The organism is Citrobacter sp. Cpo221 (assembly GCF_030332345.1).
In the GTDB taxonomy this organism is placed as follows: Bacteria; Pseudomonadota; Gammaproteobacteria; order Enterobacterales; family Enterobacteriaceae; genus Citrobacter; species Citrobacter portucalensis.
The window spans coordinates 65011-85011 of the sequence record NZ_JAOWIA010000057.1 but is presented as its reverse complement, the minus strand read 5'-3'; the positions used below and the strand labels follow the sequence as shown (position 1 = coordinate 85011).

The 20001-nt window shown below is 52.7% G+C and carries 19 protein-coding genes; 3 read left to right on the top strand and 16 right to left on the bottom strand.

The annotated features are described in order from the left end of the window. Nucleotides 1–91 precede the first annotated feature (91 nt). From hemG to pepQ, 4 genes are read right to left on the bottom strand one after another with little or no spacing between them, the layout of a single operon-like run. Nucleotides 92–637, bottom strand: coding sequence for a menaquinone-dependent protoporphyrinogen IX dehydrogenase (hemG, locus tag OGY72_RS16045; RefSeq protein ID WP_003828882.1), 546 nt, complete (start codon nt 635–637; stop codon nt 92–94). 11 nt (nt 638–648) lie between these two features. Then, on the bottom strand, nt 649–2100 hold the full coding sequence (gene trkH / locus OGY72_RS16040; protein WP_003017848.1) for a Trk system potassium transporter TrkH: 1452 nt from the start codon (nt 2098–2100) through the stop codon (nt 649–651). Nucleotides 2101–2138: 38 nt separating this feature from the next. Next, a complete protein-coding gene (locus tag OGY72_RS16035) occupies nt 2139–2753 on the bottom strand; it encodes an IMPACT family protein (RefSeq protein ID WP_003828888.1) in 615 nt (204 codons plus the stop codon). After that, nucleotides 2753–4084 carry a Xaa-Pro dipeptidase gene (gene pepQ, locus OGY72_RS16030; protein WP_032950648.1) on the bottom strand — a complete coding sequence of 444 codons (1332 nt, stop codon included), beginning with the start codon at nt 4082–4084 and terminating at the stop codon, nt 2753–2755. The genes OGY72_RS16035 and pepQ overlap by 1 nt, the downstream gene beginning before the upstream one ends. Nucleotides 4085–4272: 188 nt before the next feature. Here pepQ and fadB point away from each other — a divergent pair, with 188 nt between their 5' ends. Together fadB and fadA are read left to right on the top strand one after the other, a co-directional pair. Beyond that, nucleotides 4273–6462, top strand: a complete 2190-nt coding sequence (fadB, locus tag OGY72_RS16025; protein WP_126319667.1) for a fatty acid oxidation complex subunit alpha FadB — start codon at nt 4273–4275, stop codon at nt 6460–6462. Nucleotides 6463–6471: 9 nt separating this feature from the next. Then, nucleotides 6472–7635, top strand: coding sequence for an acetyl-CoA C-acyltransferase FadA (gene fadA / locus OGY72_RS16020; protein WP_286548281.1), 1164 nt, complete (start codon nt 6472–6474; stop codon nt 7633–7635). 155 nt (nt 7636–7790) lie between these two features. Here the strand turns inward: fadA and OGY72_RS16015 are convergent, their stop codons facing one another. The 4 genes from OGY72_RS16015 to ubiD all read right to left on the bottom strand — a co-directional run bounded on the left by OGY72_RS16015 (nt 7791) and on the right by ubiD (nt 12158). Next, nucleotides 7791–8771 (bottom strand): LacI family DNA-binding transcriptional regulator, encoded by a 981-nt coding sequence (locus tag OGY72_RS16015; RefSeq protein ID WP_191221983.1) that lies wholly within the window; start codon nt 8769–8771, stop codon nt 7791–7793. Further along, nucleotides 8768–9694, bottom strand: a complete 927-nt coding sequence (locus OGY72_RS16010) for an ROK family protein (RefSeq protein ID WP_149282090.1) — start codon at nt 9692–9694, stop codon at nt 8768–8770. The genes OGY72_RS16015 and OGY72_RS16010 overlap by 4 nt, the downstream gene beginning before the upstream one ends. A gap of 228 nt (nt 9695–9922) precedes the next feature. Beyond that, complete coding sequence (gene fre / locus OGY72_RS16005) at nt 9923–10624, bottom strand: NAD(P)H-flavin reductase (RefSeq protein ID WP_003828903.1); 702 nt, start codon at nt 10622–10624, stop codon at nt 9923–9925. A gap of 40 nt (nt 10625–10664) precedes the next feature. Next, nucleotides 10665–12158, bottom strand: a complete 1494-nt coding sequence (ubiD, locus tag OGY72_RS16000; RefSeq protein ID WP_003828905.1) for a 4-hydroxy-3-polyprenylbenzoate decarboxylase — start codon at nt 12156–12158, stop codon at nt 10665–10667. Nucleotides 12159–12362: 204 nt separating this feature from the next. On the opposite strand from ubiD, the gene rfaH reads away from it, so the two are divergent. Beyond that, complete coding sequence (gene rfaH, locus OGY72_RS15995; protein WP_003017881.1) at nt 12363–12851, top strand: transcription/translation regulatory transformer protein RfaH; 489 nt, start codon at nt 12363–12365, stop codon at nt 12849–12851. Between the two features lie 5 nt (nt 12852–12856). Here the strand turns inward: rfaH and tatD are convergent, their stop codons facing one another. The 8 genes from tatD to rmuC all read right to left on the bottom strand — a co-directional run bounded on the left by tatD (nt 12857) and on the right by rmuC (nt 19896). Then, entirely contained in the window at nt 12857–13639 is a 783-nt protein-coding gene (gene tatD, locus OGY72_RS15990; RefSeq protein WP_003841237.1) for a 3'-5' ssDNA/RNA exonuclease TatD, read from the bottom strand. A 41-nt stretch (nt 13640–13680) separates the two neighbouring features. Further along, nucleotides 13681–14472, bottom strand: a complete 792-nt coding sequence (tatC, locus tag OGY72_RS15985) for a Sec-independent protein translocase subunit TatC (protein ID WP_003828911.1) — start codon at nt 14470–14472, stop codon at nt 13681–13683. Between the two features lie 2 nt (nt 14473–14474). Next, complete coding sequence (gene tatB / locus OGY72_RS15980; protein ID WP_126319677.1) at nt 14475–15023, bottom strand: Sec-independent protein translocase protein TatB; 549 nt, start codon at nt 15021–15023, stop codon at nt 14475–14477. Nucleotides 15024–15026: 3 nt separating this feature from the next. Beyond that, nucleotides 15027–15281 carry a Sec-independent protein translocase subunit TatA gene (tatA, locus tag OGY72_RS15975; protein WP_003017888.1) on the bottom strand — a complete coding sequence of 85 codons (255 nt, stop codon included), beginning with the start codon at nt 15279–15281 and terminating at the stop codon, nt 15027–15029. Nucleotides 15282–15359: 78 nt separating this feature from the next. Continuing rightward, nucleotides 15360–17000 carry a ubiquinone biosynthesis regulatory protein kinase UbiB gene (gene ubiB / locus OGY72_RS15970; protein WP_003828916.1) on the bottom strand — a complete coding sequence of 547 codons (1641 nt, stop codon included), beginning with the start codon at nt 16998–17000 and terminating at the stop codon, nt 15360–15362. Continuing rightward, nucleotides 16997–17602, bottom strand: a complete 606-nt coding sequence (ubiJ, locus tag OGY72_RS15965) for a ubiquinone biosynthesis protein UbiJ (RefSeq protein WP_003828918.1) — start codon at nt 17600–17602, stop codon at nt 16997–16999. The genes ubiB and ubiJ overlap by 4 nt, the downstream gene beginning before the upstream one ends. Before the next feature lie 13 nt (nt 17603–17615). Then, nucleotides 17616–18371 (bottom strand): bifunctional demethylmenaquinone methyltransferase/2-methoxy-6-polyprenyl-1,4-benzoquinol methylase UbiE, encoded by a 756-nt coding sequence (ubiE, locus tag OGY72_RS15960; protein ID WP_003017897.1) that lies wholly within the window; start codon nt 18369–18371, stop codon nt 17616–17618. Nucleotides 18372–18465: 94 nt separating this feature from the next. Continuing rightward, on the bottom strand, nt 18466–19896 hold the full coding sequence (gene rmuC, locus OGY72_RS15955) for a DNA recombination protein RmuC (RefSeq protein ID WP_122973913.1): 1431 nt from the start codon (nt 19894–19896) through the stop codon (nt 18466–18468). Nucleotides 19897–20001: the final 105 nt, after the last annotated feature.

Below are 20001 nucleotides of genomic sequence, written 5' to 3'. Positions count from 1 at the left end.
GTCAGTGGAGGCGCATTATAGGGAGTTATTTCAGGCTGACAAGGGGAAATTTAAAATAATCTTCCGAGTGCGTATTTTTTATTCTTTACGCTTATTTTAACGACGCTTTGTTGGTTAATTGGGCTATTTCCCGCGCGAATCTCGCAACCTGTTCCCAATCGGTATACACCACTTCTTTATTCGTATCCGTTTCACCACCTGACATCTTCATTATCAGTTGGATCATAACGCGGTCATACCAGCGATAGCGTGGATACAGCAAAGCACCCGCAATAACTGCACTGTGGTCTGGTCGCCACGGCGAACTCATCAGGAACTTACGCGCATAGCTGTTGGTTTGCGGCGTACGTTTCTCCGGTTTACGGGCAACCAGGTTTACGGAGTAGAACGCGCTCGGCATCGAATTCAGCCGTGTGGCATGCTTTTTCACAAACTCCTGAAAAGCAGCATGGTAATGACCGTAGCGAATCGAGGCGCCAATTACCACGCTGTCATAATTTTGCCAGTCCGGCTCCGCAGTACGATGCAAATTAACAACATCTGCCCAAACGCCCAGCTCTTTGAGTTCAGAAGCCAGATATTCAGCGATTTCACGCGTTTGTCCGTCCCGGGAAGAAAAAAGAATCAGTGTTTTCACGTGTTACTCCATTATTCACGCCAGAAGGTAGGGGTAAAGAGCACCAGCAGAGTAAAGACCTCCAGACGACCAAACAGCATATTGGCAATCAGGATCCACTTCGCCACAGGGTTCATACTGGCAAAGTTGTCAGCGACAACCCCCAGTCCAGGCCCCAGGTTATTCAACGTTGCCACTACGGAGGCAAACGCGGAGAAGTCATCAACACCGGTCGCAATAATCGCCAGCATACTGATAATAAAGACCAGCGCATAGGCAGAGAAGAATCCCCATACGGCTTCAAGAATTCGCTCCGGCAACGCACGGTTACCCAGTTTGATACTGTAAACCGCATTCGGATGGACCAGTCGTTTCAATTCGCGGTTACCCTGCTTAAACAGCAGCAGGATACGAATCACCTTCAAGCCACCGCCCGTCGACCCGGCACAGCCGCCGATAAAAGCAGAACACAGCAACAGCACTGGCAGAAACAAGGGCCAGCGGGCAATACTGTCCGTGGTAAATCCGGCGGTCGTCGCCATCGATACCACCTGGAAAAAGGCCTGGTTGATCGTCGTGAGCGCCGAGCCATAGGTATTGTGTATCCATAGCACCAACGTACAGACTGCCACCAGCGTCAGCTGCACGCCGATAAACATGCGGAATTCCGGATCCCGCCAGTAGACCTTCAGACTACGCCCACTTAATAAAGAGAAGTGCAGACCATAGTTACAACCGGAGATCAGCAAGAAGATAGCAATGATGGTGTTAATCGTGGGACTGTCGAAATACCCCACGCTGGCATCGTGTGTGGAAAAACCACCGATGGCGATTGTGGCAAAACTGTGCCCAATGGCGTCAAACGCGGGCATCCCGGCAAACCATAGCGCCAGCGCGCACGCTACCGTCAGCAATACATAGATTAGCCACAGCGTTTTCGCCGTTTCGGCAATACGCGGGCGCATTTTATTATCTTTCAGCGGCCCCGGCATTTCTGCACGATAGAGCTGCATCCCACCAACGCCAAGAATAGGCAGGATAGCCACCGCCAGCACGATGATCCCCATCCCGCCGAACCATTGCAGCATCTGGCGATAAAAGAGAATCGCGTGTGGCAATGAATCCAGCCCCACCAGCGTCGTCGCACCTGTAGTGGTTAATCCGGAAAAGGATTCAAAAAAAGCGTCGGTTATCGTCAGGTTAGGGCTTTCCGCAAAAATGAACGGTAACGCACCCACACTGCCCAGAACGGTCCAGAACAAAACGACAATCAGAAATCCTTCGCGCGATTTCAGTTCACCCTTCTCTTTACGGTTTGGCCACCACAGCATGGAGCCGATCGCCAGAGCAACGAAGAAAGTTTGGGTGAATGCACGCCCTGCCCCATCGCGGTAGATGAGCGCTACCAGTCCGGGGATAATCATTGTCCCCGAGAATAAGATGACCAGTAGTCCAACGATTCGGGTGATGGCGCGAAAATGCATCTCTGCCGCTTCCTTAGTTCTTTAAAATGAGGTGGGGATTATTCTTCAATCGCTAACAATTGCAATGAACCACGACTAAAATCCGCCAGTTTTGCCGAAAACTCATCCACTCTGGCAAAAGGAAGCGCCACCCTGAGCCGAACAAAAGCCTGGTAATCACTGGCAACGACTTTACCGTCAAACTGCCCCAGCAAGGCTTCAATGCCTGCCAGCTGACCGTACTCACACTGCAAAGTATATTCGGTTAATGGCGTCTTGCGCTGTGTCGTTAACTGGCGCAACGCCTGATTCACACCGCCACCGTAGGCTTTTACCAACCCTCCAGTACCGAGAAGGATACCGCCGTAGTAGCGCACGACTACAGCGGTAATCTCGCCGACACCGCTCCCCATCAGCTGCGCGAGCATCGGTTTACCTGCCGTACCCGCCGGTTCGCCATCGTCTGAAAATCCTAGCTGCTGCGAGTCATTGGGCGCACCCGCCACCCACGCCACACAATGGTGGCGGGCGTCAGGGTGTTCCGCTTTGACTGACTCAACAAACGCCTTTGCCGCTTCTACGCCGTCCGTATGGGCGAGCAGCGTAATGAAGCGGCTTTTTTTGATCTCTTCAACGACGCTGACCGGCGCCGCAGGGATTAACCAACTGTCCATTACGCCAGTTTCAAATCCCGCGTCATGTTTTCGATATTGTTCTCGTGGACCACCACGTTGTCTTCAATACGAATACCGCCGAACGGTTTCAGGGCTTCAATTTTCTGCCAGTTGAAGTGCTTGCTGAACTGTCCTTCACGCCACGGCGCCAGCAGAGATTCAATGAAGTAGATGCCCGGTTCGATGGTCAGAACCATGCCTGGTTGCAGTACGCGGGTGCAACGCAGGTAAGGATACTTCGACGGCGCGGCCAGATGAGTACCGCTGTCATCCTGCATAAAGCCTGCGACATCATGCACCTGCAGACCCAGCGGGTGGCCAATACCGTGCGGCATAAACGGCCCGGTAAGATCGTTTTCCACCATCGCCTCTTCACTCATATCAGTGATGATTTGATGCTTACGCAGCAGCTTCGCGATGCGCTGATGGAACTGAATGTGATAATCCACGTAGCTGGTGCCTGCTTTCATGGTGGCAATCAGCGCCAGCTCTTCGTCGTTAACGTCTTTCACCAGATGCGCATAGTCATTGTCGCTTTTCGCCGACCAGGTACGCGTCAGATCTGCCGCATAACCGTTGTATTCCGCACCAGCGTCGAGCAGGAAGCTGCGGATTTCAGACGGTGCCTGATGATCCAGCTTGGTGTAATGAAGCACCGAAGCATGCTCGTTAAGCGCCACGATGTTGCTATATGGCACGTCGGTGTCGCGGTGACCGGTCGCAGTCAGGTAAGCGAGGTTGATGTCAAACTCGCTCATTCCGGAACGGAACGCTTCTTCCGCTGCACGGTGTCCATTTACCGCCATTTTCTGCGCTTCGCGCATACAGGCCAGTTCGTAGTCCGTTTTATAGGCGCGGTAATAATGCAGGTAGTCGATCACCCCTTTCGGGTTGATGTTGCTGGCCGCGATGTCCAGCTGCAGGGCTCGTTCCGGAACCGGGCCGATGTAACCGATATTGCCGCGAGCAGCAGGCAGTTGGCTACCGATACCATCTGCTTTCGGCAGCGCGATGATCTCAATTTCTTCCGTCCAGAAGGAAGTAGGCAGCGGCTCAACGTTGTGCCAGTAATCGACCGGCAGGTAGAACCACAGTTTCGGCTTGTTTACGCCATCCACCAGCAGCCAGCAGTTAGGAACCTGCGTGACAGGCACCCAGGCTTTGAATTGCGGATTGACCTTAAACGGGTACGGATGATCGTCGAGAAAGACGTTAACAAGTTCGCCTGAGTGAATAAGTAACGCATCCAGCTTGAAGCGCTCCAGCGCGTCGCGCGTCCGTTCCTGTAAGGTAACGATATGATTTTTATAGAGTGCGGCCAGCGATTCCATTTTCTATCCTTCTGTTTTTTGACCTCAAGTCTCCGCATCTTAGCACATCGCTTTGTGAGTGCGTGATTTCTGCCGAGCGTGATCGAATCGTCATTTCTTTAATCATTCATTTGCATTTTATTAACATAAAACACACACTTCGATTCATCTGGTATGACCAGATCACCTTGCGGATTCAGGAGACTGACATGCTTTACAAAGGCGACACCCTGTACCTCGACTGGCTGGAAGATGGCATCGCCGAACTGGTGTTCGATGCCCCTGGTTCGGTCAATAAACTCGACACGGCCACCGTTGCCAGCCTGGGCCATGCGCTTGATGTGCTGGAAAAACAACCGAATTTAAAAGGGCTGCTGCTGCGTTCTAACAAAGCAGCCTTTATTGTTGGTGCCGATATCACCGAATTCCTTTCACTGTTCCTCGTGCCTGAAGAACAACTGAGCCAGTGGCTGCATTTTGCCAACAGCGTCTTTAATCGCCTCGAAGATCTGCCTGTTCCGACCCTGTCAGCGGTAAACGGCTACGCGCTGGGTGGCGGCTGCGAGTGTGTTCTGGCAACAGATTATCGTCTGGCAACGCCGGACCTGCGCATTGGCCTGCCGGAAACCAAGCTGGGCATTATGCCGGGCTTTGGCGGCTCCGTGCGTATGCCACGTATGCTGGGTGCGGACAGCGCGCTGGAAATTATTGCGGCAGGTAAGGATGTTGGTGCTGAGCAGGCGCTAAAAATCGGCCTGGTCGATGGCGTAGTGAAGCAAGACAAACTGCTTGATGGCGCGATCGCGGTATTACGTCAGGCGATTAACGGAGACCTCGACTGGAAAGCCAAACGTCAGCCGAAACTGGAGCCGTTGAAACTCAGCAAAATTGAAGCGGCGATGAGCTTTACCATCGCTAAAGGCATGGTAGCGCAGACGGCTGGTAAACATTACCCCGCACCGATTACCGCGGTAAAAACCATTGAAGCAGCAGCCCGTTTTGGTCGTGAAGAAGCGCTGAATCTGGAAAATAAAAGCTTTGTTCCACTGGCGCACACCAGTGAAGCCCGCGCGCTGGTAGGGATCTTCCTTAACGATCAGTTCGTGAAAGCCAAAGCCAAAAAGCTCACCAAAAATATTGAAGCACCGAAGCAAGCCGCGGTGCTGGGCGCGGGCATTATGGGCGGCGGCATCGCTTACCAGTCAGCCTGGAAAGGCGTGCCGGTTGTCATGAAAGATATCAACGACAAATCATTAACGCTGGGCATGACCGAAGCGGCCAAGCTGCTGAACAAACAGCTTGAGCGCGGCAAAATTGACGGTCTGAAAATGGCGGGCGTGATTTCCACTATTCATCCAACCCTCGACTATAGCGGTTTTGAGCGTGTGGACGTGGTGGTTGAAGCGGTCGTGGAAAACCCGAAAGTGAAAAAAGCGGTACTGGCGGAAACCGAAGATCAGGTACGCCCGGGCACCGTACTGGCGTCGAATACCTCTACCATCCCAATCAACGAGCTGGCCAGCGCGCTCAAGCGCCCGGAAAACTTCTGTGGAATGCACTTCTTTAACCCAGTACACCGCATGCCACTGGTTGAGATCATTCGCGGCGAGAAAAGCTCGGATGAAACCATCGCCAAAGTTGTCGCGTGGGCAAGCCAGATGGGCAAAACACCAATTGTGGTCAACGACTGCCCTGGTTTCTTCGTGAACCGCGTGCTGTTCCCGTATTTTGCCGGTTTCAGCCAGCTGCTGCGCGATGGGGCGGATTTCCGCAAAATCGACAAAGTCATGGAAAAACAGTTTGGCTGGCCGATGGGCCCGGCTTATCTGCTGGACGTGGTGGGAATTGATACCGCGCATCACGCGCAGGCAGTGATGTCCGCAGGCTTCCCTCAGCGTATGCAGAAAGATTATCGCGACGCGATAGACGCCCTGTTTGATGCGAACCGTTTCGGACAGAAAAACGGTCTTGGATTCTGGCGTTATAAAGAAGACAACAAGGGCAAGCCGAAGAAAGAAGAGGATGCCACCGTTGACGATCTGCTGGCAGAAGTCAGCCAGCCGAAACGCGACTTCAGCGATGAAGAGATTATCGCCCGCATGATGATCCCAATGGTCAACGAAGTGGTGCGTTGTCTGGAAGAAGGCATTATCGCCAGCCCGGCAGAAGCCGATATGGCGCTGGTTTATGGCCTGGGCTTCCCTCCGTTCCATGGTGGCGCGTTCCGCTGGTTGGATACGCTCGGCAGCGCGAAGTATCTCGATATGGCCCAGCAGTATCAGCACCTCGGAGCACTGTATGAAGTTCCGGCTGGTCTGCGTGATAAGGCGCGCCATAACGAACCGTATTATCCCCAGGTTGAGCCTGCCCGCCCGGTTGGCAGCCTGAAAACGGCTTAAGGAGTCACAATGGAACAGGTTGTAATTGTTGATGCGATCCGTACCCCGATGGGCCGTTCGAAAGGGGGCGCGTTTCGTAATGTGCGGGCAGAAGATCTCTCCGCACACTTAATGCGTAGCCTGCTGGCGCGAAATCCTGCGCTGGAGCCATCCGCGCTTGATGATATTTACTGGGGCTGCGTGCAGCAAACGCTGGAGCAGGGTTTCAACATCGCCCGTAACGCCGCGCTGCTGGCGGAAGTTCCGCACTCCGTTCCGGCCGTCACGGTCAACCGCTTGTGCGGTTCATCAATGCAGGCGCTGCACGACGCGGCACGTATGATCATGACCGGCGATGCTCAGGCGTGCCTGATTGGCGGCGTGGAACATATGGGCCATGTGCCAATGAGTCACGGCGTTGATTTCCATCCGGGCATGAGCCGCAACGTGGCAAAAGCCGCGGGAATGATGGGTCTGACTGCGGAAATGCTCTCTCGCATGCACGGCATCAGCCGTGAAATGCAGGACGCTTTCGCCGCACGTTCACATGCTCGTGCCTGGGCTGCAACACAGTCTGGCGCATTTAAAAACGAAATCATCCCGACCGGTGGCCATGATGCCGACGGCGTGCTGAAGCAGTTTAACTACGATGAGGTTATCCGCCCAGAGACAACCGTTGAAGCGCTCTCCACCCTGCGCCCGGCGTTCGATCCGGTTAGCGGAACGGTCACTGCCGGTACCTCCTCCGCGCTCTCCGACGGCGCAGCAGCGATGCTGGTCATGAGCGAAAGCCGCGCCCGTGAGCTGGGTCTGACGCCGCGTGCCCGAATCCGTTCGATGGCTGTTGTTGGCTGTGACCCGTCAATTATGGGTTATGGTCCGGTTCCGGCCTCAAAACTGGCGCTGAAAAAAGCGGGACTCTCCACCAACGATATCGGTTTGTTTGAGATGAACGAAGCCTTTGCCGCTCAGATCCTGCCGTGCATTAAAGATCTGGGGCTGATGGAGCAGATCGATGAAAAGATCAACCTCAACGGCGGGGCGATCGCTTTGGGTCATCCGCTGGGTTGCTCCGGGGCGCGTATCAGCACCACCTTGCTCAATCTGATGGAACGCAAAGACGTACAGTTTGGCCTGGCGACGATGTGTATCGGGTTAGGCCAGGGCATCGCGACGGTATTTGAGCGAGTTTAATCAAAGCATGTGACTTATTGTAGGCCGGGCAAGCGAAGCGCCCCCGGCGACTATGCCGGATGGCGACGCTGATGCGTCTTATCCGGCCTACAACACAAATGCCATTGTATAACAATTTAGTTGCCGTTCTTCCCGCCTGTCAGGGGCGGGTTTTTTTATTTCCCTGAACTACCTCGCACCACTAACTGCACCGGCAACAGCAGATTCTCTTCCTGATTTTCTTCCAGCAATAAACGCAGCGCTTCACGCCCCAATTGTTGTTTATCAACCGCAATAGTAGTGAGTGGTGGATGTGACCAGGCCGCAGCATCGATATCATCAAACCCCACCAGCGCGAGATCTTCCGGGATGCGTATCCCCTGCTGTGCGCACACCCGTTGAACAACCAGCGCTGCCGCATCGTTATAGGCAAAAATAGCATCGGGCGGCTCCGGCAATCTGAGTAGCTCATTTACCGCCTCAACCAGAGATTGATCGGTATCCAACAGCGGCGGCGCAACGGCTTCATACTCTGGCGGCATCAGCAAACGGGCCTCATACAATGCCTGACGGTAGCCCTTCTCGCGCTGACGGATGCTGTAGTGCGCAAGCGTGCTGGCAAGAAAAGCAATACGGCTGCGACCTTGTGCAATCAAATGTTGCGTGGCCAGATACCCACCCTGAGTGTTATCCGGGTTCACGCAAGGCAGGCCCGGCGCCCAGAGATCCACCAGCACCAACGGCAGCTTCATCTGTTGCAGCAAGCCAAGTAATTCAGGCTCAAAAAATCCGGCACAGATCAGTGCATCAGGCTGGTGCAGCAGCACCTGCTCACTCACTGCATCGCCTGGACCAATGGAGAGAAAGCTCAGCGCAATACCATGGTCACGACAGTTATCTTCTATCCCCAGCAGTAGTTGAGAATAAAACGGCAATGCCCGGCTGATATTGTGCTGGCGGTGAAGCAAAAAAAGGACGCGTTTGATCTTGTCAGTACGCAGACGGGAAAAATCATAACCCTGCTGCTGCGCCACAGAAATAATGCGCAGCCGGGTGTCTTCACGTAGCCCCGGCTGCCCTTTTAGGGCGCGGGAAACTGCGCCAACTGAAACACCACAAGCTTCGGCAATATCTCTGATACGTACAGGTTTCGTCATTTCACTCTCATTGATTCTACTATGGCTTGTTGCGCCCCCAGCCAGGCCGCACCGCGTACACCGCTGCTGTCGCCGTGACGGGCCCGAACGATCGGTGTGCGGCACTGCTTACCAAATACGTACTGCGCCACTCGCGCCTGCAAACCCGAATACAGTAAATCGATATTGGATACCCCACCCCCTAGCACGATAACATCGGGATCGAGCGTATTCACCACGCCCGCCAACGCACGCGCCAGTTGATCGCAATAGCGTTTCCATACAAAGCAGGCATCCGCATCACCCGATTCTACCTGTTGCATAATTTGTGGCACACCCACATGCTGCGCGGTGTGATTCAGGTACTGGCGTTCCAGACCGCTGCCGGAAATAAAGCTCTCAATACAGTTCAACTGTCCGCAATAGCATGTCACTCCAGCCCCGTCCTGAGATTCGTGGTAGCGCGGCAATGCATTATGCCCCCACTCTCCTGCGCAGGCGTTAGGTCCAGAGATCAAGCGGTTATCGATGCATAGTCCACCGCCGCAACCGGTACCGAGGATCACGCCAAATACCACGCTATGCCCGTGTCCGCTACCGTCCATCGCTTCCGACAAGGTAAAGCAGTTGGCATCATTAGTAACAGGCACGGGCATTCCTAACGCTCGCTCAAGGTCTTGCGCAAAGGCCTGTTGATTGAGCACCAGGATGTTGGAGTTCTTAATTAACCCCTCGCTATCCACCGCGCCAGGCACCCCAATGCCAACCGATAAAGGCTGATTAACGGCCAGTCTGGCCTTAGCAATCATCTCCGTCACGGCCTGGAAAAAATCACCGTAACTCTGCTTTGGTGTCGCGCATCGCTCGCGGTAAACAATTACACCCGCGTTATCAATCACCACCGCTTCGATTTTAGTCCCGCCAATATCCAGTCCGAGCCTCATGGTTTTCCTCGTTTGCGCCTCGCAATTTGATTGTGTCTAGTTTGCCAATTTTGTTTACTAAACAAAAAGAGACCTGTCACAAAAGCTAAGTTTTGTGATTAATAGATAGGAAAAATATGTTTACTAAAAAACGTGGTAAAAAAGAGAAACAACGAGATCGGGCTTGCACCCTGTTAGAAGAAGTAAGGTTGGTGATGAATGCGCCGGAAGGACTCCGGCGCACAGCGCTTAAATGAACGCGAAAGCGTCGCCAAACAGGCGATCTTCACGCGCACTACGTTCATTACAGAACAGATCGCGCGCGATTTTGGCCATTTCGAAACGACCAGCGATGTAGATATCATGCTCCGCCAGGGTACCGTAATCCTGTAATACTGCCGTTAACACGGTTCCCGTACGACCACGCCAGCCGTCTTCAGGCTGTTCCACCACTGGCTCAACGCGCAAATTCGGGTGATTCACTGACAGCGCTTCCAGCTCGGAGAGATCGTAGAGATGCTTCTCTTCGCGCCCGCCCCAGTAAATGGTGATATCGCGATTTGGATTGCGCGCCAGCGCGGTAAGCAGAATGGAACGCACGTAAGAGAACCCTGTACCACCGGCAATCAGGATCAGCGGGCGCTCGTCTTCATCACGCAGCCAGGCTTCGCCATGCGGAATGTCGACCTTGATCTCCCGGTCTTTCAGAATACGGTCCATCACGGCCATGGCATAAAGATTTAGCTCAGAGGCGCCAACGTGCAGCTCAATGAATCCTTGCTCGTCCGGCGTTGATGCCATGGAGAACGGACGCTTATCCCTTTCGTCCATCACGACCATTAAATACTGGCCAGCACGAAAGGAAAACGCCGCGTCTGGCACTAAACGAACGCGATATACGGTGTCAGTGATAGCTTCTACCGAGGTCACTTTACAGCTTAAGGTTGTCATGCGCTCTCTCTGTCGGATCAATAGGCAAAACGATCGCGCCTCAGGCGCTTTTGCCGTCATTAAAGATGGCCAGTTCATCCCAAATTGCGTCAATGCGCGCAGTCACTTCAGGATCTTTTTTAATCGGACGTCCCCATTCACGTTGGGTTTCGCCCGGCCATTTATTTGTGGCATCCAGCCCCATTTTTGAACCAAGGCCGGAAACCGGCGAGGCAAAGTCCAGGTAATCAATTGGCGTATTCTCTACCAGTACCGTATCCCGGGCCGGGTCCATACGGGTAGTAATTGCCCAAATCACATCATTCCAGTCACGTGCGTTGACGTCATCATCGCAAACAATAACAAATTTGGTGTACATAAACTGACGCAAAAACGACCAAACACCCATCATGACGCGTTTGGCATGGCCAGCGTACTGTTTTTTCATCGTCACGACGGCCAGGCGATATGAACAGCCTTCCGGAGGTAGATAAAAATCGACGATTTCCGGGAACTGCTTTTGCAGAATCGGCACGAAGACTTCGTTCAGCGCCACGCCGAGCACCGCGGGTTCATCTGGCGGGCGTCCGGTATAGGTAGAGTGATAAATTGCATCTTCACGCTGGGTAATGTGCGTGACGGTAAAGACCGGGAAGCTATCTACTTCGTTGTAGTAGCCGGTATGATCGCCATACGGCCCTTCCGGAGCCAGCTCGCCCGGTTCAATGTACCCTTCCAGCACGATTTCTGCACTGGCAGGCACTTCCAGGTCGTTGGAAATACATTTAACTACTTCGGTCTTGGTTCCGCGCAACAGCCCGGCAAATGCGTACTCGGATAATGTATCAGGAACCGGCGTCACGGCCCCCAGAATGGTCGCAGGATCGGCTCCTAACGCCACAGAAACCGGGAAGCGTTCGCCCGGATGCGCTGCGCACCATTCCTGGTAATCAAGCGCGCCGCCGCGATGGGACAGCCAGCGCATAATGAGCTTGTTTTTGCCAATCAGCTGCTGACGATAGATGCCCAGATTCTGCCGCTCTTTATGCGGACCACGCGTTACGGTGAGCCCCCAGGTAATCAGCGGCGCGGCATCTTCCGGCCAGCAGGTCATAATCGGAATGCGGTTTAAATCGACGTCATCGCCTGAGTAGATTTTTTGCTGACAAGGTGCACCGCGCAACCGCTTAGTCGGCATGTTCAACACCTGCTTAAACTGCGGCAGCTTATCAAACAGATCGCGGAATCCTTTCGGTGGCTCTGGCTCTTTCAAAAACGCCAACAGTTTACCGACTTCTCGTAGCGCCGAGACATCTTCTTGTCCCATCCCCATCGCAACACGTTTTGGTGTGCCAAACAGGTTACACAGCACCGGCATTGAATAGCCTTTCGGATTCTCAAACAGCAACGCAGGCCCACCGGCACGCAGGGTGCGATCGGCAATTTCAGTAATTTCCAGGTGGGGATCCACCTCAAGCGAAATGCGTTTGAGCTCGCCCTGCTGTTCAAGCAGCGTCAGGAAGTCGCGTAAATCGTGATATTTCATGGCGTCCATTGTGGCCTCTTCGTAAGCGCTTCATTATACGGCGTTCATCATTGTGATGCTGTATTTTTGTTAAATTAGCGTGAACTCTGGCGATACATATAAGCCCCGGGCGTATATACCCATTGGGTTTCAGCCTGCGTTGAGGCGGGTATAATTAACTTAACGCATGGCTTTTGCTATGCTGGCGCTCAGAACAAGCGGATAAGAGTTATTATGCAATCCTGGTATTTACTGTACTGCAAACGTGGGCAACTTCAGCGAGCCCAGGAACACCTGGAAAGACAGGCGGTGAACTGTCTGACGCCTATGATCACCCTGGAAAAAATAGTGCGCGGTAAACGTACCACAGTCAGTGAACCACTATTCCCTAATTACATGTTTGTCGAGTTCGACCCGGAAGTGATCCACACCACCACTATCAATGCCACGCGTGGTGTCAGCCATTTCGTCCGTTTTGGAGCGACGCCTGCGACCGTCCCTTCTCCCGTTATTCACCAGCTTTCTATCTACAAGCCTGAAGGAATTGTTGACCCGCAAACTCCTCAGCCAGGGGACAGCGTGATTATTACTGAAGGGGCGTTTGAGGGGCTAAAAGCGATCTTCACCGAACCGGATGGCGAAGCGCGTTCCATGCTACTGCTTAACCTGTTGAATAAAGAGGTTAAGCAGAGCGTGAAAAATACCGGCTTTCGAAAAATTTAAGCCGTTTAGAAGGTCACTTCGAACAGCGTTCTGACGTTAGCATCAATGGTTGCTGACAGCCATTGAGGATCTTCTCCGCGCCAGTGGGCAATACGCTCAAGAATATGTGGCAGGTGCGCCGGTTCATTGCGCCGTGACGTCGGTTTAGGCGTTAAGTCGCGAGGAAGTAGGTAAGGCGCATCAGTTTCGATCAGTAGTCTTTCTACCGGAATAAACGGCAGCAGTTCCCGCAGTTCCATCCCCCGACGCTCATCACAGACCCAGCCGGTAATACCAATATAAAGCCCTCGGTCCACACAGTCCTGCATCTCCTGCCGCGTTCCGGTAAAACAGTGCAGCACCGCGCCCGGGAGGCTATCCAGCCACGGCTCCAGCAACGTCAGAAAACGCTCATGGGCGTCCCGACAATGCATGAAAATCGGCATCTGCAGTTCAGCGGCAATGCGCAGTTGTGCCTCAAAAGCACGTTCCTGCTCCTGCGGCGTGGAGAAATTGCGATTGAAATCCAGACCGCACTCGCCAATAGCGACCACCTCAGACTGGTTTGCCAGCGCGATAATCTCGTCTTCCGTTGAGGATTGCCATTGGCTACTGTCATGCGGGTGCACGCCAGCCGTGGACCAGCAATGTGGATAATGTTGCGCCAACTTCAGCGCCTGCTGGCTTTCGTGCAGGTTTGTTCCGGTCAGAAGCATACCGTTTACGCCCGCAGCAAAGGCGCGCGCCACAACATCATCCCTGTCTTTCGCAAATTGTGAACTGGTTAAATTAACGCCAATATCAAACATGCTACCTCCCATATGACAACCGCCCTGACGGGCGGTTGAATTTACTCTTCTGTTTTCTCGGTGGCTTCGGCTTCTTTTGCTTCTTCAGCCTCGTTGTCCTCATCTCGCGTACGTCGCTTACCGACATAGAAACGAGAGAAGAAAACGCCCACTTCAAACAGGCAGTACATCGGTATCGCCAACAACGTTTGCGAGAAGACATCTGGCGGAGTCAGTAACATCCCGACGACGAATGCTCCCACCACAACGTAAGGTCGTTTCTTACGTAAATCTTCAGGTGTTGTAATGCCCATCCAGCATAGCAGCACAATGGCGACAGGGACCTCAAAAGAGACACCGAAAGCCATAAACAGCGCCATTACGAAACTGAGATAGCTGGCAATGTCCGTCGATACCTGCACGCCTTGCGGAGCCGTGTTGGCCAGAAAACCAAACGCCAACGGAAAGACGACAAAATAGGCGAATGCCATGCCGATGTAGAACAACAACGAACTGGAAACCAGCAGCGGCACAACCAGTCGACGTTCATGTTTATACAAAGCAGGCGCAATAAATGCCCACACCTGGTAGAGGATCACTGGCGCTGACAGGATCAGCGACACCATGAAGGTCAACTTTATTGGGGTAAAGAACGGCGAGGCCACATCGGTGGCGATCATCGTTGCACCCTGCGGCATCTGTTTAATCAGCGGCGCCGCAACCATATGGTAAATGTCGTTGGCAAAGTAAACCAACGCCAGAAAGATCACGATAACCGCAATAATGCAGTTCAGGAGTCGCTTACGCAGCTCGATAAGATGCGTAATGAGCGGTTGGGTATCTTCTACAGCCATGTTTACGGTTTATCACTCGACGAGGGGGAGGATTCGACAACAGGTGCGGCAGCTTTCTTATCTGCATCCATTAACGTTGCGGAAGTGTTTTCCTTTGGCTCTGGCGTTTTAGCACCCGCGGATTCCGGTTTTTGCTCCGGCGAACTGGCCTGGTTTTCAGCGGCGGCAGGGGTGACCCCTTCTCGCTGCGCTTCACCGTCTTTCACCACCGGATTATGAATAGTGTGCGCTTCATCGCTCGCTTTCTCAGGATCGTGCACGCTGTAAGAACGCTTCATCGATTCCGCCGCTTCACGCAGCTCATCCATTGACGCTTTCAGCTCCGGGGTCAGATTTGTCAGGCTCGCTTTCTCTACTTTCTTCAGGCTGTCCTGAAACTCCTGAAGCTTAAGCTCCTGGGTCAGTTCATTCTGAACAGTAGTTGCAAGGGAACGCAAAGCGCGAACCCAGCCAGCAACCGTTTTTACCGCTACAGGTAATCGTTGCGGCCCCAGAACAATGAGGCCGATCACGAACACCAATAACAGTTCGCTAAAACCGATATCAAACACGGATTATACCTGCTCTTTATCTTGGCTTTTGGCGTCTTCCTTTTTCACTTCACCCTGCTTATCGGTGATGGATTTAGCAGTAAAATCAGCGTCCTGGCTGGTTTTATCTTGCTTAGGCTCATCATCACCCATCGCTTTTTTGAAGCCTTTGATCGACGCGCCAAGATCGGAACCGATGGAGCCGAGTTTCTTGGTGCCAAATAGCAGTACAACGATGACGGCAATGATCAACAACTGCCAAATACTGATACCACCCATACATGTTCCTCTGTCATAGATGATGAATTAATAAGGCCGTAGTATACGTTACACGACCTGCCTTGGGCGATGAAAAATTCAGCGCATTTTGCGCCAGCCGATCAACCAGGCTATGACGCCTCCCGCCATTAACCAGCCCGGCATAAGCCCCCACTCAGGGCGGCTTACCAGCAGGAATGTTCCACTTAGCAACAATGTTGCGCCAATGCCCAATAAATAACGGGATTGTCCCTGGCGTACATGATTCGCGTGAAGCTCGCGGGCAATCTTATCAACACTGTGCTGTAAATATTTGCCCTGGCGCAAACTGTCATACACCAGTTCAGGTATTTCTGGCATTTTTTCGACCCAGAACGGTGCTTTTTCTTTAAATGCCCTAACGAGCGCCGGAATACCGACCTGATCTTTAATCCAGGATTCGAGGAATGGCTTAGCCGTTTTCCACAAATCTAACTGCGGGTAGAGTTGTCGTCCGACACCTTCTACGTACAGCAGCGTCTTCTGGAGCAATACCAGTTGAGGCTGAACTTCCATATTGAAGCGGCGCGCAGTGTTGAACAGATTCAGCAGCACGTGACCAAAGGAAATCTCCGCCAGCGGTTTTTCAAAAATCGGCTCGCACACGGTACGAATGGCAAATTCAAACTCTTCTACGTTGGTATCCGGCGGAACCCAACCAGAATCCACGTGCAGTTCAGCAACTTTGCGGTAATCGCGGTTAAAGAACGCAATGAAGTTTTCAGCCAGGTAACGCTTATCTTCTTTGTTTAAAGAGCCCACAATCCCACAATCAATACCAATGTATTTCGGGTTTTCAGGGTGCTCATAACTGACAAAAATGTTCCCGGGGTGCATATCCGCATGGAAAAAGCTGTCGCGGAATACCTGAGTAAAGAAGACCTGAACACCACGCTCGGCCAACAATTTCATATTGGTGCCGTTCTTCTCAAGCGTGGTGACATCTGAAACCGGGATGCCGTAAATGCGCTCCATCACCATCATGTTCTGACTGCAATAGTCGGAATACACTTCCGGGATGTACAGCATCGGACTATCTTCAAAATTACGTCGTAGCTGAATGGCGTTCGCCGATTCGCGCAGCAGATTCAGTTCATCGATCAACGTTTTTTCATATTCACGGACGACTTCTGTTGGTCGCAGGCGACGCCCATCTGGCAGCAGACGAGGAACCCAACGAGCCAGGCGGTAGATCAGTTTTAAATCCGCTTTGATGACCGGAAGTATGTCCGGGCGAATAACTTTGATCACCACCTCTTTGCCATTCGATTTCAACCGCGCAGTGTGGACCTGAGCAACAGACGCAGATGCCAGCGGCGTGATCTCAAAATCATCAAACCATTCCTCGACGGGCAGCCCGCCCATAGCCTCTTCGATTTGTTTTTTCGCTCTAAGCCCATCGAACGGGGCAACCCGATCCTGCAATAGCGCAAGCTGATCGGCGATGTGCGGAGGGAAAAGGTCACGACGGGTAGAGAGCATTTGCCCAAACTTGATCCACACCGGGCCGAGTTCCTGTAAAGCCAGTCTCAGCCTTTCTCCCAGCGGTTTATCTTTATGTCGGTTGGGCATCCAGAACAACGAGTAACGCCACAACCGAAGCGGCAGCGTGATTCGCATTTTGGGGATGAGTTCATCAAGACCGTAGCTTAAAAAAGTGCGAATGATGAAATAAAGGCGCCGTACTTCACCTGGCGTCATTTGGCCTCCAGTTTTTCCAGCCGTTTGGCCAGAGATTCAACCGCGCGCTCAACGGCTGCCGTTTCTTCAGCAAACCATGCAACCTCTAGTGGACCAGGAGCCATGCGCCACTCTTCGGTGATCGCTTCGGCGACATAGCGCTGCTGGCGCTGAAAGTTATGGCACAGGAACTTCGCTCCACCACGCAAGACTTTGCTGACCCCTTCTGCGACGATATCGCCGGTATAGGGTGCTAACAGTTCTGCAGGATCCAACTCCGCCAGATCGGCCAGCGCAACAAAGTTCTGTACTACCTGGATATCGCCCTGGACTTCCAGCTCACCGCTGCGGATAAGCGTGGTGAGTTGCTGTCGGTCACGCAATTTCGGTAACACACTGGCATATGTGATTACGGTGCAATCGGCTTCGCCTTCCCATGCCCCCAGCACATCGACCTGGCGCTCGCTAAACACCAGGACTAACGGTGTTGAAAATCCTTTGAGATCAACACGCAGCACCTTCCCTTGTAAACGCGTTCTGGCTGACTTCAGCGCAGGAGAACGGTACAGAAAGGTGTTGAGCAGATTTTCAACGCCTGCGGTTACTAAGGGTTTTAAAGGCATCCCCACTCTCCTGTCAGAACTTGTAACCACGATGCAGCGCAACGACACCTGCTGTCAGGTTGTAGTAATCAACGCTTTCGAACCCGGCATCTTGCATCATTGCTTTTAAGGTGTCCTGATCGGGATGCATACGGATGGACTCCGCCAAATAACGGTAGCTGTCCGCATCGCTTGCTACCATTGAACCTATGCGCGGCAGAACATGGAAAGAGTATGCGTCGTAGGCTTTGCTCAACGGTTCGATGATGGGTTTGGAGAATTCCAGCACCAGTAGACGTCCGCCCGGCTTCAATACGCGGTACATGGAGCGCAATGCTTTGTCTTTATCCGTTACGTTGCGCAGACCGAAAGAGATGGTGATGCAGTCAAACGTGTTGTCAGGGAAAGGTAATGCTTCCGCATTCGCCTGAACGTACTCAACGTTACCTACCACGCCAATATTACGCAGCTTTTCGCGACCCATTTTGAGCATTGAGTCATTGATATCCGCCAGCACAACTTTGCCGGTTTCACCAACCATGCGAGAGAATTTCGCCGTCAGATCGCCGGTACCGCCTGCTAAATCGAGAACGGTTTGCCCGCGACGCACGCCACTGCAATCAATGGTGAAGCGCTTCCACAAACGATGAATGCCAAATGACATTAAGTCATTCATAACGTCATATTTAGACGCCACAGAATGAAAAACGTGGGCCACCATGTCAGCTTTCTGCTCTTTAGCGACGGTCTGAAAGCCAAAGTGCGTCGTTTCTTGTGAATTATCCACCATCTCAGTGCCTGCTCATCCAAAAAATGTTCGAGAAGTGTAACAGATTGGGCCAATTTGCCCTACCCTTCTACCGGGTTCAACTACCCCAAATGGACTAGTTTGATTGCTGATTTATCGCTTCATCCTCGGGGTAAGACGCATCTTGTTGCGTCTCAGGGACCGAGCGCAAGCGGTATTCTTCATCCTGTGTAGTAGCTTGTTCAGCCAGCTCAGGATTAATCTCGCGCTTAATTTCCACGCCTAAACTACGAAACGCTTCTGCCTGCGACAGGACGTTTCCACGACCGGAAGAGAGTTTTTTCATCGCCTGTCGGTAGTTGTCCTGGGCTTTGTCCAGGCTTTGGCCTATTGCCGACATATCATCCACAAACAACCGCATCTTGTCATAAAGTTTGCTGGCCCGATCGGCAATTTGTTGCGCATTACGACTCTGATGCTCGTAGCGCCACAGGTTGGCGATCGTGCGCAATGCCACCAACAGCGTGGTAGGGCTCACCAGCATAATGTTATTTCTAAGCGCTTCGGTAATCAGTTCGGGCTGTCTGTCGAGCGCCAGCAAAAAAGCGGGCTCAACGGGGATAAACATCAACACATAGTCAAGCGTACGCAGCCCAGGAAGCTGCTGATAATCTTTGCGACCCAGTAGTCGAATATGGTTGCGCACCGAGGCGATGTGCTCCTGCAATGCACTTTCGCGGGTGTATTCATCTTCTGCGTTAAAATAGCGCTCATAGGCGACCAGCGTCATTTTCGCATCGATCACCACATCTTTACCCTGCGGTAGCCGAACGATGACATCAGGCTGCATTCGCGAACGGGCGTCGTTTTCGATGCTAACCTGGGTTTCATATTCATAACCTTCACGCAGACCAGAGGCTTCGAGTACCCGCGTGAGTACTACCTCTCCCCAGTTACCCTGCGTTTTGTTATCGCCTTTTAATGCCCGCGTCAGGTTTACCGCTTCCTGCGCCATCTGCGCATTCAGTTGCTGGAGATTACGAATTTCGTGTGCCAGGGTATGGCGTTCTTGCGCCTCTTTACCAAAGCTATCCTGAACCTGGCGACGAAAACCGTCCAGTTGTTCACGAAGCGGCGCAAGCAGGCTGTTCAGACTTTGGCGATTTTGCTCATCAACACGGCGGTTGCTGTGCTCAAAAATACGATTCGCCAGATTTTCAAACTGTTCGCTCAGACGCTGTTCGCTGTTGATCATCTGGCGGATTTTATCTTCCGCATGCTGTTGGGTTGCTTCCAGCCGGGTAGTGACTTCACGGAGATCGGCTTCCAGAGAGGTGTTGATGCTGTGCAGACTGCGTAATTCGTTATTGAGTAGTTCGCACTCATCGCGCCAGTGAGCTTCCTGCGAGAGCTGCTGGCGAGCGGCGCTTAGCGCAATATCCAGTTCACGTCGCTCTTCGATGAGGTCGGCACGGATTTGATCGGCGCGTGCTTTTGTCGCCAGCCACCCTACCAGTAGCCCTGCGGCTAACGCCAACACGGCACTCATCATAATTGAAATATCCACAACGCCCCCTTACAGCAACGACTTACCCGCACAAAATAGAATTGTGCTGTATAAACGTCCAGTTTAAAAGGAATTTCCTGCGAGGCACTACGCAAAATAAAAAGG